The following is a 15,565-nucleotide window of genomic DNA, read 5'->3' as shown; positions in this document are numbered from 1 at the left end:
ATACAAAACTCCAGTAATTAAAGTACTGGAGTTTTTTTTTGAATTTATTTTTTTCCAAACATTTTACTGATTAGAAAAATTATAAGAGCTAAAACTGCAATTGCGATAAATACTCCAACACCCATTCCTGCTTTAAAAATATCGCCTATTATTTCACAGCTTGAAAATGTAAACATAACGACTAAGAGCAATAGTATTCTTTTCATTGTTTTTTGCATGATTTCTAAATTTTAAATTAGTTAATTATGTTCCGTTAAAAATACTCGATAACTTAATTATCAGTATTATATAATTTCCCTGGTTTATTGTATTATTCAAACTATTGGAGTAGTTTTTAACTAAAATTTTAAATTTAGGATATTGTTTAAGGTTATAAGTCTGATTTTGTATATTTGCATTACCCAAGATAACACTTTACTATGACTCAAAAAGTTTTACTTAATTCAAAAGAAGTCAATATCATTCTTCATCGTTTGGCATGTCAGCTAATTGAAAAACACCTCGATTTTAAAGACACCATTTTAATAGGGATTCAACCCAGAGGAACTTTTTTAGCAGAACGACTAAAAGAAGTGTTGGAAAAAGAATATGATACTCCCGAAATACAATTAGGTTATTTAGATATCACTTTCTTTAGAGATGATTTTCGAAGAACCGAAAAACCATTGGAAGCCAATAAAACCAACATAAACTTTATTGTAGAAAATAAAAAAGTTATTTTTATTGATGATGTGTTGTACACTGGAAGAAGCATTAGAGCAGCTTTAACTGCGGTTCAATCTTTTGGAAGACCTTCTGAAATAGAATTGTTGGTTTTGATAGACAGACGTTTTAGTCGCAATTTGCCTATCCAACCTGATTACAGAGGAAGACAAGTAGATGCTATTAATAATGAGAAGGTAAAAGTAAGTTGGAAAGAAAATGATGGAGAAGATGCAGTATATTTAGTTACTAATTAAAAGTACAATCAATCATCTGAAATCATCTATAATAAAATAATAATCGTAAAAGAATGAAAGAGTTAAGCGTAAATCATTTATTAGGTATCAAATATATTAACAAAAATGATATAGACCTTATTTTTGAAACAGCGGATCATTTTAAAGAAGTCATTAATCGTCCTATTAAGAAAGTGCCTTCGTTACGAGATATTACCATTGCCAATATTTTTTTCGAAAATAGTACAAGAACCAAATTGTCGTTTGAATTAGCTCAAAAACGATTATCAGCTGATGTTATTAGTTTTTCGGCAGCACAATCTTCGGTTAAAAAAGGAGAGACTCTTATTGATACCGTAAATAATATTCTTTCGATGAAAGTAGATATGGTGGTTATGCGTCATGCTAATCCCGGAGCAGCTTACTTTTTGTCTAAAAATGTAAAAGCGAGTATTGTTAATGCTGGTGATGGAGCTCATGAACATCCTACACAGGCTTTATTAGATAGTTATTCGATAAGAGAAAAATTAGGTGATGTAGCCGGAAAAAAAGTAGTGATTGTGGGTGATATTTTGCACTCAAGAGTAGCCTTGTCTAATATTTATGCTTTGCAAATGCAAGGTGCAGAAGTAAAGGTTTGTGGTCCTAAAACATTGATTCCAAAACATATTGAATCACTTGGTGTAAAAGTAGAACCTAATTTGCGAAAAGCTTTAGAATGGTGTGATGTAGCTAATATGTTGCGTGTTCAAAACGAAAGAATGGACGTAAATTATTTTCCTTCTACAAGAGAATATGCACAACAATATGGTGTAGATAAAGCATTATTAGAATCTTTAAATAAAGAAATTGTAATTATGCACCCTGGACCAATCAATAGAGGAGTGGAGATAACATCTGAAGTGGCCGATTCCGGGCAATCGGTTATTTTGAACCAGGTTGAAAATGGAGTAGCTATTCGAATGGCTGTTATTTATCTTTTAGCTTCAAAAATTCAGTAAGTAAAAAAAACTTAGTAACTTTAGATTTTAGTAATCTTAAATAATTAAAATTTTATGAAAGTAGATCAAAAAGAACATACTGTTATAATTAAAGATACTCAAGGTGATTTTACTTCTTTTTTGATGAAGGTTACTCATCAATATAAAAGTTATGAAAAGCATAACATTATTATTGACCTTTTAGGGTATAAAGAAGAATTGCCTGTAAATGATTTGAAGTTGTTTTTGCCGATGTCTAAGAAACATAAAAAAACAAAGAAGTCATTTGTTATAGTAGTAGCTGATTTTGATTATAATGCGCTACCTGAAAAATTTACCGTAGTTCCCTCTTTATTAGAAGCTCATGATATTATTGAGATGGAGGAAATAGAAAGAGACTTAGGATTTTAGATTTTAAAGTTCAGATTTTAGATTTTGAATAAATCTTAAATACTACTTGTTCAATCTAAAATCTAAAATTAACAATCTAAAATGAAATTAACTATTCTGGGCTGTTATGCAGCAACTCCTCGTACATTAACCAATCCTACTTCGCAGCTACTCGAAATAAAAAACCGCCTTTTTCTTATTGATTGTGGCGAAGGTACACAGGTACAGTTGCGGAAAAACAAAATTAAATTTTCTAAGATTAACCAGGTTTTCATTTCTCATTTACATGGAGATCATTTTTATGGTTTAATCGGTTTGATTTCTACTTTTTCTTTATTGAATCGAAATAATGATTTAGCTATCTATGGCCCAAAAGGGATTAAAGAAATTATATTATTACAATTGCGACTATCTAATTCCTGGCCTAATTTCGGTTTGCATTTTCATGAATTGACATCAAATCAAAGTGAGCTGATTTATGAAGACGAAAAAGTGACGGTTAAGACTATACCATTAAAACATCGCGTGTATACAAATGGTTTTTTATTCGAAGAAAAAATAGATAAAAGAAAATTGAACGTTGAAGCCGTTCAGAAGTATCAAATCGAGAAATGTTATTTTCAGAATATAAAAAACGGAAAAGATATTCTTTTAGATGATGGAACTCTCATTCCTAATGAACAATTGACATTTGATCCTGAGAAACCTAAGAGTTATGCTTTTTGCTCTGATACAGCCTACAATGAAGCTATTATACCCCTAATAGAAAAAGTAGATGTTTTGTATCACGAATCTACTTTCCTAAAATCAGAAGAAAAATTAGCCGCGAAAACAATGCATTCTACAGCTATAGAAGCTGCCACTATTGCTGATAAAGCCCAGGTAAAAAAACTCATTTTAGGACATTATTCTACACGATACGATACTATCGATTTGTTTAAAGAAGAAGCTGAAACTGTTTTCTCTAATGTTTTATTAGCTGATGATGGTATTAGCTTTGATTTATAGTTATCAATACTAATTTTTATAATTAAAATATACAATGGAAGATTTAAGTCATTATAGAAAATCGTATGAAAAAAGCGAATTATTAGAATCTAATATTCCTGAAGACCCTATTAATCTCTTTCATCGCTGGTTTCACGAAGTAGAAGACTTTGGCGGAGATGAAGAAATTAATGCAATGACGGTATCGACAATTGGTTTGGATGGGTATCCAAAGGCAAGAGTTGTGTTATTGAAAAAATACAATGAAGAAGGATTTGTTTTTTACACCAATTATAATTCGGAAAAAGGGAAAGCAATTGAGCAAAATCCTAAAATTTGTCTTTCCTTTTTTTGGCATGGAGCAGAACGTCAAGTTATCATTAAAGGAATTGCCGAAAAGACATCTGAAAGTATTTCGGATAATTATTTTGATTCCAGACCTGATGGAAGCAAATTAGGTGCTATCGTTTCAAATCAAAGCGAGGTTATTCCTTCTCGTGATTATTTGGAAGAAAATCTGAAACAATTAGAAAGTGAATTTGAAAGTATGCTAATTCCAAGACCCAAACATTGGGGAGGATATTTAGTGGTTCCATTTGAAGTTGAATTTTGGCAAGGAAGAGCTAATCGTCTACATGATAGAATTAGATATACAATTCAAAAAGATTATTCATGGAAAGTGGAAAGATTATCGCCTTAATGTAAGAAAAGTATTTTAATAAAAATAAAAAGATGTAGTTTGTCGATTTTTTTATGTAGTTTAACGATAATATTTGTATGTTTGATATAGAAACAAAGAACATATAAATAATATTAAAGGTGTTTGCCCCCAATCAACTTTAAACTTAAACTACTAGCTTATGAAAGTAAATTTACTCAAGTTAATGTTACTAATGACAGTGATATTTACAATGAATTCTTGTTCTTCAGATTCATCAGAAGCAACAGCAGATAACACAAGTGCAGTAATTGTAGAAAATTATACTTATAGTGATGCAGAGTTACAAGCGATGAAATTAATCAATGATTATCGTGTAAGTATTGGTTTAAATCCATTAGAGAAAATAAATCATATCTCTTATAAATCAGAAGAACATGATTTTTATATGATTGATAACAACGTAGTGAGTCATGATGGTTTTGTTTCAAGATCAGAAAATATCATGAAAGTGTTAGGAGCTAAAACAGTTGGTGAAAATATTGCTTACAATTATAATAGCCCTCAAGCAGCTTTAACAGCTTGGTTGAATAGCCCTGCTCACAAGCAAAACATTGAAGGTAATTATACACATTTTGGAATTTCTATAAGAGAAAATACAACAACAGGTAAAAAATATTACACTAATATTTTTGCTAAAATTTAATTAATTTTTTTGGTTTTTTGGTTTTTTATTTAATACTAAAGAGAATATTTCCCCAAATCGTATTCTCTTTTAAAGAATAAAAGAGGTTGTAAATCCCCAATTTCAACCTCTTTTTCTTTTATAGGATTTTCCCTTTTTTATAATAAATTATTAATGTAAGCTGTTATTATTCAGCTTGTTTTCATCCCGTAAGAAAAATAATTAATAACATTTAATTAGTGTTAAAATAACATTTTATTTTATGTTTTTTTGGTAATGTATTATATAAACTTGTATGTTTGGGTTGACCAAAAAAAAATACCACCAAAAAAAACCAAAAAAACCATTAAAATTGTATGAAATTAAATTTATCGCTTAAAATAATGCCACTTATGGCTTTATTTATGTTAAACTCATGTTCTTCTGATAGTGTTGATGCAGAAAATTTAAGTGCTGAAACTAAACCAGAACTTATTGTAAATTACACCTATAATGTTTCTGAAATAGAAACGTTGAATTTAATTAATGATTATCGGGCTAGTATAGGTCTGAATCGTTTAGAAAGAATAAATCATATTTCTTATAAATCTGAGGAACATGATATTTACATGATTGACCATAAGGTTTTTAATCATGATGATTTTGTTTCTCGTTCTGAAAATATAATGAAAGTATTAGGAGCAAAAATAGTAGCTGAAAATATAGCTCTAAATTATGATTCTCCTAAATCGGCTTTAAATGCATGGTTAAATAGTCCCAAACATAAAGTAAATATTGTTGGTAATTTTACCCATTTTGGTATAGCTATAAAAAAGGATTCGGTGACAGGAGAAAAATATTATACTAATATTTTTGCTAAAATTTAATTATTGTTTTGTTTTACTTCAAAGAGGCTGTTTCAATTTTGAAACAGCCTCTTTGATTTTTTAATCGTTTTATCTTGGGTTTAAAAAACTCTCGAATTTGATTCTTGAACTTTAGTGATATGAAAAATCAATAATTAAAATGATTAAAGAAATAATATTTTAAAAAGTAATGTAACTTTAGTAAAAGTCAAACAAACTCATATGCTTTCAATGTAGTGTGCTATAGTGATTCGCCGCTTTTATAACTTTATTTTTAGTTACATATGAAGCAATAAAAAACAGCTGCAATATTATTTGCAGCTGTTTAATGGTTTTTTAAATAGATTTTGATTAGTTTGAAAAAATAATACTATTATTTGTTACTAATAGTATTTGATTTTTGTTTTAATTTTTCCATAATATAATCTGCTTTTTCATCTTCACCAATAGCACATAATGATTTCGCATATTGATTATAATATATAGGATCTAAATCAGTAGTCATTGCAAATAATTCGCCATACCATTTAGCGGCTTTTGCCATATTTAAATCGGTATAAAAAGCATTTCCTAACTTTTGAAATAAATCAATTGATTTATATCCTTTTTCAGCCACTCTTTCGTAAGTTTTTGTAACATTTACGTAAGCATAATTCTCACCAACCCTATCGGTTATATATACCTTTGGATTTTGAGTATATCCATTATATGATAATAGAGATACTAACATTAAAAAAAAGATTTGGGGTACTTTCATAGAATAAATTTAAATAAATTTTTTACCATACTTTTATTGTTTTTTTATATAAAGATTAAAGACTCCAGAAAATTCTATATAAACATTAAGTGATAAATTTAATAGAAATTTTTACATCTAATATAAAATAAGTCTTTTTTTTATATAATTAACAGAATTTTTATTAAAACAATTGATATTTGTAATGTATTTATTACCAGTGTATTGTCTCTTTTTTTAGGTTGCTATTCTAAATTAAAAAAGTTGATTAATTAAAGAGCCGTAATAATAAATTCACTTCTTCGATTCATTTGGTGTTCTTCTTCTGTACATTTTACTCCATCAGAACATTGGTTAATGAGTTGGTTTTCACCATATCCTTTGCCAACTAATCGATTTGGATTTACACCGTTTTTAATTAACCATCCTATAGTAGATTTGGCTCTTCTATCAGATAAAGATTCATTGTATTTGAAAGAACCACGACTATCAGTATGAGAGCGTATATCGAGTTTCATTTTTGGATATTCGTTCATGACATCTAATATTTTTTCTAGGTCTATAGCGGCTTCAACTCGAATGTCAGATTTATCAAAATCAAAATAAATCCTTTTTATACCAAAACATTTACCTAAATCATCACCCACGGTCACTTTACATTTTGCTTTTTCTAGAGCTAAAGGAAAATAAGTTTTCCCATTCTCTTTGGCAATTGTTACTTTTTCTTCAATAGTTGTATAGTCTGTTTTTTCAGCCCTTACACTATATTTTTTTCCGCATTCTACGGCAAAAGAATAATTTCCTTTTTCATCAGAAGTAGTAGTGTTAACGAGATTATATTGACTGTCATATAAGCTCAATTTTGTATCAGGTAATAGAATTTTAGTTTCGATGTCTGTTATTTCACCATACAATAGCTGCTCACAAATGAGTCTTTTGGTTTCTAAAAATTTATAGATATCATCAAATCCCTGTCCTCCATCTCTATTGGAACTCAAGAAACCTCTTCGGGATTTGGTATCAATTACATAGGCAAAATCATCTTTTGGGGAATTGGCATCAGCTCCCACATTTTGAACTTCATTGAAAGTGCCGCTGGCATTCATTTTGGAAACAAATATATCTAAGCCACCCAAACCAGGATGCCCATCTGATGCAAAATAGAGTTCTTTTTCATCATTTATATAAGGAAAAGTTTCGCGTCCGGCAGTATTTATTACATTTCCTAAATTTTCAGGATTTCCAAAACTTCCATCTTCATTTATTTTAACTTTAAATATATCCGATTGTCCTAATGTTCCAGGCATATCCGAAGCAAAATACAATGTTTTTTCATCCGGACTTAGTGTAGGGTGGGCAGTACTGTAGCTATCGCTATCAAATGGTAATGCGCTTGTATTAGTCCATTTTCCATCTACCAAAGTAGATTTGTAAATTTTTACTAAATTCACATTGTTTCCATCTTTTCCTTTTTTACCCTCAAGATAATTATTTCTTGTAAAGTACATAGTATTACCATCTTTTGTAAAAACAGGTGTAGATTCGTGAAATTTAGTATTAATAGATCGATCAAATTTCTTAGGAGCATCTGGTGTCATTTCATCACCTAAATCTGCGGTGTACAAATTGGTGAAAAATTGGTCGGTCCATGAATGTTTTCTATGTCCTAGACTTCCAGTATCTCTAGCTGTGGCAAAATAGATTTTGTTATTGTATACGGTAGTTCCATAATCAGAATATTTGGAATTGATACCGGCATTTTCTATTTTGTACCTTCCTGAATTTTCTTTTATTGCGTCAAGATAATTCTCGTTTTTTTTGAATAATTGTCCTCTATTATCATTGCTTGATAATTGATTGAATTTATTCATCATTTCATTGGCTTTATCATTTTCACCAATTGAACGTAAGGATTGCGAATAACGGAAATAATATTCCGGCTCTAAATCGGTAGTCATTGCAAATAATTCACCATACCATTTAGCTGCTTTGTCTAATTCGGCGTTGAAATAATAAGCATTTCCTAACTTTTGAAATATAGTTGCCGATTTATATCCTTTTTCAACAACTCTTTCATAGGTTTTTATAGCATTGATATAGGCATAGCTGTCATACTTTTTATCAGCTGATGCCAAATTAGCTTTTTGTGAATAAATGTTGAATGAAAAAACACTTACTATAGCTATGCAAAGGAGTATATTTTTTTTCATAATATTAGTTTTTAGGAGTATCGTAGATTTTTAATTTTTTTTCACTGTAGTAACCTCTGTTTTTTGATTGAATATTTTCATCATTTCATCGGCTTCATCATTTTTATTAATAGATTTTAAAGATCGGGCATATCTAAAATAATATTCGGGTTCTAAATCAGTAATAGTAGTCATGGTAAATAACTCTCCATACCATTTAGCAGCTTTATCCAGTTCCTCATTAAAGTAATATGCATTTCCTATTTTTTTTAACATATCAGCTGATTTATAGCCTTTTTCGATGACTCTTTCATAAGTTTTTAAAGGATCTACTGAGGAATAATTTGTATAGTTTTTTTTAGGCGCAATTACTTTTTCCTTTTGTGAATAAATAGTACATGAAAAAACACTTATTATTATCATGTAAACAAGTTTGTAGCTTTTCATAATAATTGGTTTTTAGTTCATCGTGTTTTAATTTTTTATTGTCTGTTCAGCCTCTGTTTTCTGATTGTATTTTTCCATCATTTTATCAGCTTTATCTTTTTTATTGATAAAATTTAAAGAGCGTGCATATCGAAAATAATATTCAGCTTCTAAATCCGTAGTCATGTCAAACAGTTCTTCATAAAACTGAGCCGATTTTTCTAGTTTTCCTTTAAAGTAATAGGCATTACCTAATCTTTTAAGCATTTCAATAGATTTATATCCTCTTTTGTATACCCTTTCATAGGTTTTTACGATATCAATGTATTCAACTCCATTATTTGATTCTTCATCTTCAATTACATTTAATTTTTCAATTATTTTTAAATTTACATTTATGTCAGAATTTGAACTACTTTGAGTTGGAGTTGGTTTTAACGAGTTAATCAGAGCCACTTTTTTATTGTTATAAATCTTTTTTTTTTCATAAATAAGAGTTATAACTCTGGTATTGTTTGGTCCTAAATAATTTGTATTAACCAAGCTTAAGTCTGAAACCACATAGGTGGTGGTGTGACCTCCAAAAGGCATGTTAATCTTTTCTACTACTTTATATGATACTACAATTTTTTCAAGATCAGGTATTATTTCAGGCCTTGGTGGAGCTGTTATTTGAGTACCTCTGATTTTTATTTCAGCTACAGTCAATTTTGTTTTTTGCGAATAAATATTACATGAAAAAATACTTACTATAGCTATGCAAATGAGTATGTTTTTTTTTTCATGATAATTGAATTTAGAAGAATCTTGGGGTCGTAATTTTGTTATTGTTTTTGAAAATTTCATATCTCAAGAAAATCTCATGTGAACCCGAATTGTAATTTTCTAATTTGGTAGTTTCTAAATCGTATCCATAACCGATATACATTGCATCTGAAATTTGAAAACCAACCATTGCACTTAAAGAAGCGCTCCAGCGGTAGGCAAGCCCTACAGTTAATTTGTCATATAACATAAAATTACCAGACACATCCACTTGCAAAGGAGCACCCTGCACCATTTTAGTTAATAAAGCAGGTTTGAATTTAAGATTGTAATTTAAATCCATCACATAACCAGCAATTAAATAATAATTTATTTTTTCTTTGAAAATAGCTACGTCATTATCGTCATATCTATTTGATTCTATAAAGTTAGGTACTGAAAAGCCAACATAAGCTTTATTAGAGTGAAGATAAATACCAGCTCCGATGTTAGGACTAAATTTATTATCAAATCCTTGTAGTTTTGGGTCTCCTTGTTGTTCAGGAGTTAATCTACTAACATCTAAATCAAATAAGTTAGCTGTAGCTTTTATACCAAATGAAAGTTTTACGTTTTCAGAAGTAGGAATGGTATAAGATAAGTCTCCAGAAATAGTGTTTTCATGAGTTGGCCCAATTTTATCATTGATGACTGATACACCTAAACCTAATCTGCTACTATTAAATGGAGTATTAATAGAAATGGCATTAGTTGTTGGTGCTCCGTCTAGTCCAACCCACTGGGTACGGTGTAAGGCAAAAATACTCATTGCTCCTCTGGAACCAGCATAGGCCGGATTTACATTTATAGTGTTGTACATGTATTGTGTAAATTGTGCATCTTGTTGCGCATAACTTACTATTACAGTAAACATCAAACCGATTAGTAGTAGTTTTGTTTTCATTTGACTTAGTTTTAAATACCAGAGGTTTTGTTAAAACCTCTGGTATTAGATTTGAGTTTTTTTATCTAGAAAGGTATAGGTATCCTTGTTCTTGTTTGGCTATAGTTTCACCTTGCAAACCAACAGCGGTATATTTTAATATATAAAAATAGGTTCCAGTAGGTAATCCAGCGTTTTTATCAACGGTAACTCTTCCTTCAGAATAACCTTTGAATACGTTATTTCCGTTATCATAACCTTTAGTTTCAAAAACTAGTATTCCCCAACGGTTGTAAATTTCAACTGAGTTTTCAGGATAACAAAGTGTATCCTCAATATTATCAATTTTGAATTTGTCGTTGAATTCATCACCATTAGGTGTGAAAGCATTGTGAACAAATATAGTTCCACATCCTAATACTTGAGCTTTCTCAACAATTACTGTATCTTCAGTTGTAATAGGAGTATTATTTGGAGTTAATCCATTGGCGGTAGCAACATTGGTAATACTATTTCCTTTTAAATCATTTACTGTTATTGTATGACTTTGTTGAAATTCTTTGTGTTCTCCAGGAGCAAGATTAAAAGGCTCATTTGTAGTATCTAATCCTGTTAATGGATCTTTAACAACAATGTTATGAAGGGTAACATTACCTGTATTAGTTACGCTTATCGTATAATTGATTACATCACCAACAAAGCTGTAGACTTCACTTTCAGTGCCACGACTAATAACAATTGCCGTTTTGTCTATATTTAGTCCTGGGCTTTGTGGTAAAACAGTAATAGTACAGTCTGCACACTCCGGATCTTTAGGACAAGAAGTACATGGTGTAGGGTCAGAAGAAGTATCTGTTACATTTTGGTTTTTTGGATCTTTAGCAGTTGCTAATGCTAAATTGTATACAAATCCTTTGTTGATATCATCTTGTGTAATGGTATGTGAAGCGGTAAATGTAGTTGTATCAGTTGCTCCTACAGTTAGGATTGCAATTGGTCCACCGCTTACAATAGCATTGTTATCGGTTACGGTTACATTAGTTAAAGTAACATTACCTGTATTTTTGACAACAAAGTTATAAGATACCATATCTCCCACACTTGTTTTACCATCTTGATTCGTATCAACATAAGTTCCGTCTTTAGTAATTAAAATACCAGGAGTTTGATTCAATACAGTGATGGTACAATCCGGACAATCTTCTTTAATTGGACAAGAAGTACAAGGAGTAGGGTCAGACGAAGTATCTGTTACATTTTGGTTTTTAGGATCTTTAGCAGTAGCCAAAGCCAAATTGTATACAATTCCTTTGTTGATATCATCTTGTGTAATGGCATGTGAAGCAGTAAAAGTAGTTGCATCAGTTGCTCCAGGAGCAAGGGTTGCAATTGGGCCACCGCTTACAATAGCATTATTATCGGTTACGGTTACATTAGTTAAAGTAACATTACCTGTGTTTTTGATAACAAAGTTATAAGATACCATATCGCCTACATTTGTTTTACCATCTTGATTTGTATCTACATAAGTTCCGTCTTTAGTAATTAAAATACCAGGAGTTTGATTTAATACAGTGATGGTACAATCCGGACAATCTTCTTTAATTGGACAAGAAGTACAAGGAGTAGGGTCAGACGAAGTATCTGTTACATTTTGGTTTTTTGGATCTTTAGCAGTAGCCAATGCCAAATTGTATACAAATCCTTTGTTGATATCATCTTGTGTAATGGTATGTGAAGCAGTAAAAGTAGTTGCATCAGTTGCTCCCACAGCAAGGCTGGCGATAGATCCACCGCTTACAATAGCATTGTTATCGGTTACGGTTACATTAGTTAAAGTAACATTACCTGTGTTTTTGACAACAAAGTTATACGATACCATATCGCCTACATTTGTTATACCATCATGATTTGTATCTACATAAGTTCCGTCTTTGGTAATAGAAATACCAGGAGATTGATTTAATACAGTGATGGTACAATCCGGACAATCTTCTTTAATTGGACAAGAAGTACAAGGAGTAGGGTCAGAAGATGTATCAGTTATGGTCTGGTTTTTTGGATCTTTGGCAGTAGCCAATGCCAAATTGTATACAAATCCTTTGTTGATATCATCTTGTGTAATGGCATGTGAAGCGCTAAAAGTAGTAGTATCAGTTGCTCCTACAGCAAGGATTGCAATTGATCCTCCGCTTATAATAGCATTGTTATCTGTTACGGTTATATTAGTCAAAGTAACATTACCTGTGTTTTTGATAACAAAGTTATAGGATACCATATCTCCCACATTGGTTTTACCATCTTGATTCGTATCGACATAGGTTCCATCTTTAGTGATAGAAATACTAGGATTGTTACAAATCGGAATCACATTTGACCCATTTGTAGTCGAGCTATTACCAGATAGATCGATTACTTTTGTTTCATTAGGAGCAAAACCACTCACAGAAGCTTGGTTTGTAATATTTCCAGCATCAATATCTGCTTGAGTTACTGTGTAATCCGCTTTGTAAATCCAGGTTTCACTAACATCTAATATATTGTCAGTATTAGTATCTCCACTTTGTAAAGCAATAGCAGATAAGCCAGTATGAGGGTCAGCAACAGTTACATTATGTAAGCTTACATTACCAGTGTTGGTCACTGTAAAGGTGTAATTTACTTTGTCACCTACTTTTATAGTGGCACATCCGTTTTCTCCCACTGTAATGTCATTTGTTTTTACAATTGCAATTCCAGGATTAGTACAAATCGGAATCACATTTGGCTCATTTGTAGTCGAGCTACCACCTGATAGATCAATTACTTTTGTTTCATTAGGAGCAAAACCGCTCACAGAAGCTTGATTGGTAATATTTCCAGCATCAATATCAGCTTGAGTCACGGTGTAATTCGCTTTGTAAATCCAAGTTTCGGTAACATCTAATATACTGTTAGTATTAGTATCTCCACTTTGTAAAGCAATAGCAGATAAGCCAGCATGAGGGTCACTAACCGCTACATTATGTAAACTTACATTACCAGTGTTGGTCACTATAAAGGTGTAATTTACTTTGTCACCTACTTTTATAGAGGCACATCCATTTTCTCCCACTGTAATATCATTTGTTTTTACAATTGCAATTCCAGGATTAGTACAAATCGGAATCACATTTGGCTCATTTGTAGTCGAGCTACCACCAGATAGATCAATTACTTTTGTTTCATTAGGAGCAAAACCGCTCACAGAAGCTTGATTGGTAATATTTCCAGCATCAATATCAGCTTGATTTACAGTGTAATCCGCTTTGTAAACCCAAGTTTCGGTAACATCTAATATACTGTTAGTATTAGTATCTCCACTTTGCAGAGCAATAGCAGATAAGCCAGCATGAGGGTCACTAACCGCTACATTATGCAAGCTAACATTACCAGTGTTGGTTACTGTAAAGGTGTAATTTACTTTGTCGCCTACTTTTATAGTGGCACATCCGTTTTCTCCCACTGTAATGTCATTTGTTTTTACAATTGCAATTCCAGAATCAGAACAAATCGGAATCACATTTGGCTCATTTGTAATTGAGCTACCACCAGATAGATCAATTACTTTTGTTTCATTAGGAGCAAAACCGCTCACAGAAGCTTGGTTTGTAATATTTCCAGCATCAATATCAGCTTGAGTTACTGTATAATTAGCTTTGTAAACCCAAGTTTCGGTAACATCTAATATACTGTTAGTATTAGTATCTCCACTTTGTAGAACAATTGCAGATAATCCTTGATGTGGGTCGCTAACCGCTACATTATGCAAGCTAACATTACCAGTGTTGGTCACTGTAAAGGTGTAATTTACTTTGTCACCTACTTTTATAGTTGCACATCCGTTTTCTCCCACTGTAATGTCATTTGTTTTTACAATGGCTATTTTAGGATTTTGACATAATTGTGTTATAGTCGGATTATTATTAGTTGAATTTGTACCTGATAAATCATTAACAGCATCACTACCTAAAACCAAACCATTTACAGTTGCTTGATTAGTAACTTTTCCTGTATCAATATCTTTTTGAGTTATTGAATAATTAGCGATATATACCCAGGTTTCATTAGTATCTAAACTTAAATTACTGTTTGTATCACCGCTTACAAATATTGTTGGAACAATAGGGTTAGGAGCATTAAATAAAGGATCAGTAATTGTAATATTTGTAATAGGTGTAGTACCTAGATTAGTTAGAGTGAAAGTATATTTAATTTTATCACCTACACTTGTACAATTTCCAGTATTAAATAATTCAGATTGTTTTACTAAAGAAACTAAACATGAATTTACTGTTACTGTAAATGTAGTACCAGTGCTTACACAGCCATTAGCATTTTTCACAGTGATTGTTCCCGTGTATGTTCCTGCAGCTGTGCCAGCGGGAATATTAATTGATATTGGACTTTCCGGGAATATTGCATCTGTAACTGCTGTAAAACTATTTGTCGGACTTGAATTCCATACAATACTATATGATGTCGGCGTAGAAGATGTTGCATTATATGTCAATGTTGTGCTTTGTACATTTGCACTGAAACAAACTGCTGTTGCTGTAGCCGCTGTTGTTACTGTTGGTAAAGCATTTACTGTTACTGTTACGTTTTGTGAATTAGAACATGAATTGGCTGTAGTGGTAACTATGTATGTAACAACTATTGGATTGGAAGTGGTATTGGTTAATACCTCACTGATTGTTCCGTTTGTTCCACTTTCTGCTGTATTACTAATACCTGGAACTGCAGCTCTTGTCCAGCTAAAAGTTGATCCTGTTGTAGAACTTGTCGCAGAATAAGAAAATGTGGTTGTACTACATATCGCTAATGGGGTCAAGGTACTGGTTAAAACAGGTGTTGGATTTACTGTTACAGTAATTGTAAAGGCAGCACCCGCACATAATCCAGTTGTTGCAGTTGGAGTTACTAAATATTGTACCGTTCCCGCCGTTGCATTACTTGGATTGGTTAATGTCTGATTAATGGTTGATCCAGATCCGGCACTTGCTCCGGTTATACCTCCTGTAAT

The 15,565-nt window shown here is 31.5% G+C and carries 14 protein-coding genes; 7 read left to right on the top strand and 7 right to left on the bottom strand.

All coding sequences use genetic code 11. From position 1 onward, the window contains the following. Positions 1-44: 44 nt before the first annotated feature. Complete coding sequence (locus GTZ96_RS15070) at positions 45-218, bottom strand: hypothetical protein (protein ID WP_181033213.1); 174 nt, start codon at positions 216-218, stop codon at positions 45-47. Positions 219-419: 201 nt separating this feature from the next. Here GTZ96_RS15070 and pyrR point away from each other — a divergent pair, with 201 nt between their 5' ends. The 7 genes from pyrR to GTZ96_RS15035 all read left to right on the top strand — a co-directional run bounded on the left by pyrR (position 420) and on the right by GTZ96_RS15035 (position 5,504). Beyond that, positions 420-959 carry a bifunctional pyr operon transcriptional regulator/uracil phosphoribosyltransferase PyrR gene (gene pyrR / locus GTZ96_RS15065; RefSeq protein ID WP_161644738.1) on the top strand — a complete coding sequence of 180 codons (540 nt, stop codon included), beginning with the start codon at positions 420-422 and terminating at the stop codon, positions 957-959. 53 nt (positions 960-1,012) lie between these two features. Then, on the top strand, positions 1,013-1,939 hold the full coding sequence (locus tag GTZ96_RS15060) for an aspartate carbamoyltransferase catalytic subunit (RefSeq protein WP_161644737.1): 927 nt from the start codon (positions 1,013-1,015) through the stop codon (positions 1,937-1,939). 54 nt (positions 1,940-1,993) lie between these two features. Further along, the gene (locus tag GTZ96_RS15055) at positions 1,994-2,329 is read left to right on the top strand and encodes a ribonuclease Z (protein WP_161644736.1); all 336 of its coding nucleotides are present in this window, start codon (positions 1,994-1,996) and stop codon (positions 2,327-2,329) included. A gap of 81 nt (positions 2,330-2,410) precedes the next feature. Next, complete coding sequence (locus GTZ96_RS15050) at positions 2,411-3,316, top strand: ribonuclease Z (protein ID WP_161644735.1); 906 nt, start codon at positions 2,411-2,413, stop codon at positions 3,314-3,316. 34 nt (positions 3,317-3,350) lie between these two features. Beyond that, the gene (gene pdxH, locus GTZ96_RS15045; RefSeq protein WP_161644734.1) at positions 3,351-3,995 is read left to right on the top strand and encodes a pyridoxamine 5'-phosphate oxidase; all 645 of its coding nucleotides are present in this window, start codon (positions 3,351-3,353) and stop codon (positions 3,993-3,995) included. Between the two features lie 160 nt (positions 3,996-4,155). Continuing rightward, positions 4,156-4,659, top strand: a complete 504-nt coding sequence (locus GTZ96_RS15040) for a CAP domain-containing protein (protein WP_161644733.1) — start codon at positions 4,156-4,158, stop codon at positions 4,657-4,659. Between the two features lie 335 nt (positions 4,660-4,994). Then, positions 4,995-5,504, top strand: coding sequence for a CAP domain-containing protein (locus GTZ96_RS15035; protein WP_161644732.1), 510 nt, complete (start codon positions 4,995-4,997; stop codon positions 5,502-5,504). Positions 5,505-5,856: 352 nt separating this feature from the next. Here GTZ96_RS15035 and GTZ96_RS15030 read toward each other — a convergent pair whose 3' ends face one another. The 6 genes from GTZ96_RS15030 to GTZ96_RS15005 all read right to left on the bottom strand — a co-directional run. Further along, positions 5,857-6,213 carry a flagellar motor protein MotB gene (locus GTZ96_RS15030; protein WP_161644766.1) on the bottom strand — a complete coding sequence of 119 codons (357 nt, stop codon included), beginning with the start codon at positions 6,211-6,213 and terminating at the stop codon, positions 5,857-5,859. 278 nt (positions 6,214-6,491) lie between these two features. Beyond that, positions 6,492-8,429, bottom strand: a complete 1,938-nt coding sequence (locus GTZ96_RS15025; RefSeq protein WP_161644731.1) for an OmpA family protein — start codon at positions 8,427-8,429, stop codon at positions 6,492-6,494. 30 nt (positions 8,430-8,459) lie between these two features. Next, on the bottom strand, positions 8,460-8,855 hold the full coding sequence (locus tag GTZ96_RS15020; protein WP_235973003.1) for a tetratricopeptide repeat protein: 396 nt from the start codon (positions 8,853-8,855) through the stop codon (positions 8,460-8,462). A gap of 27 nt (positions 8,856-8,882) precedes the next feature. Beyond that, positions 8,883-9,542, bottom strand: a complete 660-nt coding sequence (locus tag GTZ96_RS15015) for a tetratricopeptide repeat protein (protein ID WP_161644730.1) — start codon at positions 9,540-9,542, stop codon at positions 8,883-8,885. A gap of 88 nt (positions 9,543-9,630) precedes the next feature. Beyond that, positions 9,631-10,542 (bottom strand): PorP/SprF family type IX secretion system membrane protein, encoded by a 912-nt coding sequence (locus tag GTZ96_RS15010; protein ID WP_161644729.1) that lies wholly within the window; start codon positions 10,540-10,542, stop codon positions 9,631-9,633. Positions 10,543-10,603: 61 nt separating this feature from the next. Further along, on the bottom strand, positions 10,604-15,565 hold a 4,962-nt coding region (locus GTZ96_RS15005; RefSeq protein ID WP_181033212.1), incomplete at its 5' end, for a DUF7507 domain-containing protein.

The sequence above is a fragment of the Flavobacterium undicola genome (assembly GCF_009909155.2).
Classification (GTDB): domain Bacteria; phylum Bacteroidota; class Bacteroidia; order Flavobacteriales; family Flavobacteriaceae; genus Flavobacterium; species Flavobacterium undicola.
Note: the sequence above shows the minus strand (reverse complement) of the source record. Positions and strands in the feature narration are given on the sequence as shown.

What these genes read in the sequence shown, in the direction of transcription:
- GTZ96_RS15070 (WP_181033213.1), bottom strand. Translation starts at nt 218, where the DNA reads ATGCAAAAAACAATGAAAAGAATACTATTGCTCTTAGTCGTTATGTTT.
- pyrR (WP_161644738.1), top strand. Translation starts at nt 420, where the DNA reads ATGACTCAAAAAGTTTTACTTAATTCAAAAGAAGTCAATATCATTCTT.
- GTZ96_RS15060 (WP_161644737.1), top strand. Translation starts at nt 1,013, where the DNA reads ATGAAAGAGTTAAGCGTAAATCATTTATTAGGTATCAAATATATTAAC.
- GTZ96_RS15055 (WP_161644736.1), top strand. Translation starts at nt 1,994, where the DNA reads ATGAAAGTAGATCAAAAAGAACATACTGTTATAATTAAAGATACTCAA.
- GTZ96_RS15050 (WP_161644735.1), top strand. Translation starts at nt 2,411, where the DNA reads ATGAAATTAACTATTCTGGGCTGTTATGCAGCAACTCCTCGTACATTA.
- pdxH (WP_161644734.1), top strand. Translation starts at nt 3,351, where the DNA reads ATGGAAGATTTAAGTCATTATAGAAAATCGTATGAAAAAAGCGAATTA.
- GTZ96_RS15040 (WP_161644733.1), top strand. Translation starts at nt 4,156, where the DNA reads ATGAAAGTAAATTTACTCAAGTTAATGTTACTAATGACAGTGATATTT.
- GTZ96_RS15035 (WP_161644732.1), top strand. Translation starts at nt 4,995, where the DNA reads ATGAAATTAAATTTATCGCTTAAAATAATGCCACTTATGGCTTTATTT.
- GTZ96_RS15030 (WP_161644766.1), bottom strand. Translation starts at nt 6,213, where the DNA reads ATGTTAGTATCTCTATTATCATATAATGGATATACTCAAAATCCAAAG.
- GTZ96_RS15025 (WP_161644731.1), bottom strand. Translation starts at nt 8,429, where the DNA reads ATGAAAAAAAATATACTCCTTTGCATAGCTATAGTAAGTGTTTTTTCA.
- GTZ96_RS15020 (WP_235973003.1), bottom strand. Translation starts at nt 8,855, where the DNA reads ATGAAAAGCTACAAACTTGTTTACATGATAATAATAAGTGTTTTTTCA.
- GTZ96_RS15010 (WP_161644729.1), bottom strand. Translation starts at nt 10,542, where the DNA reads ATGAAAACAAAACTACTACTAATCGGTTTGATGTTTACTGTAATAGTA.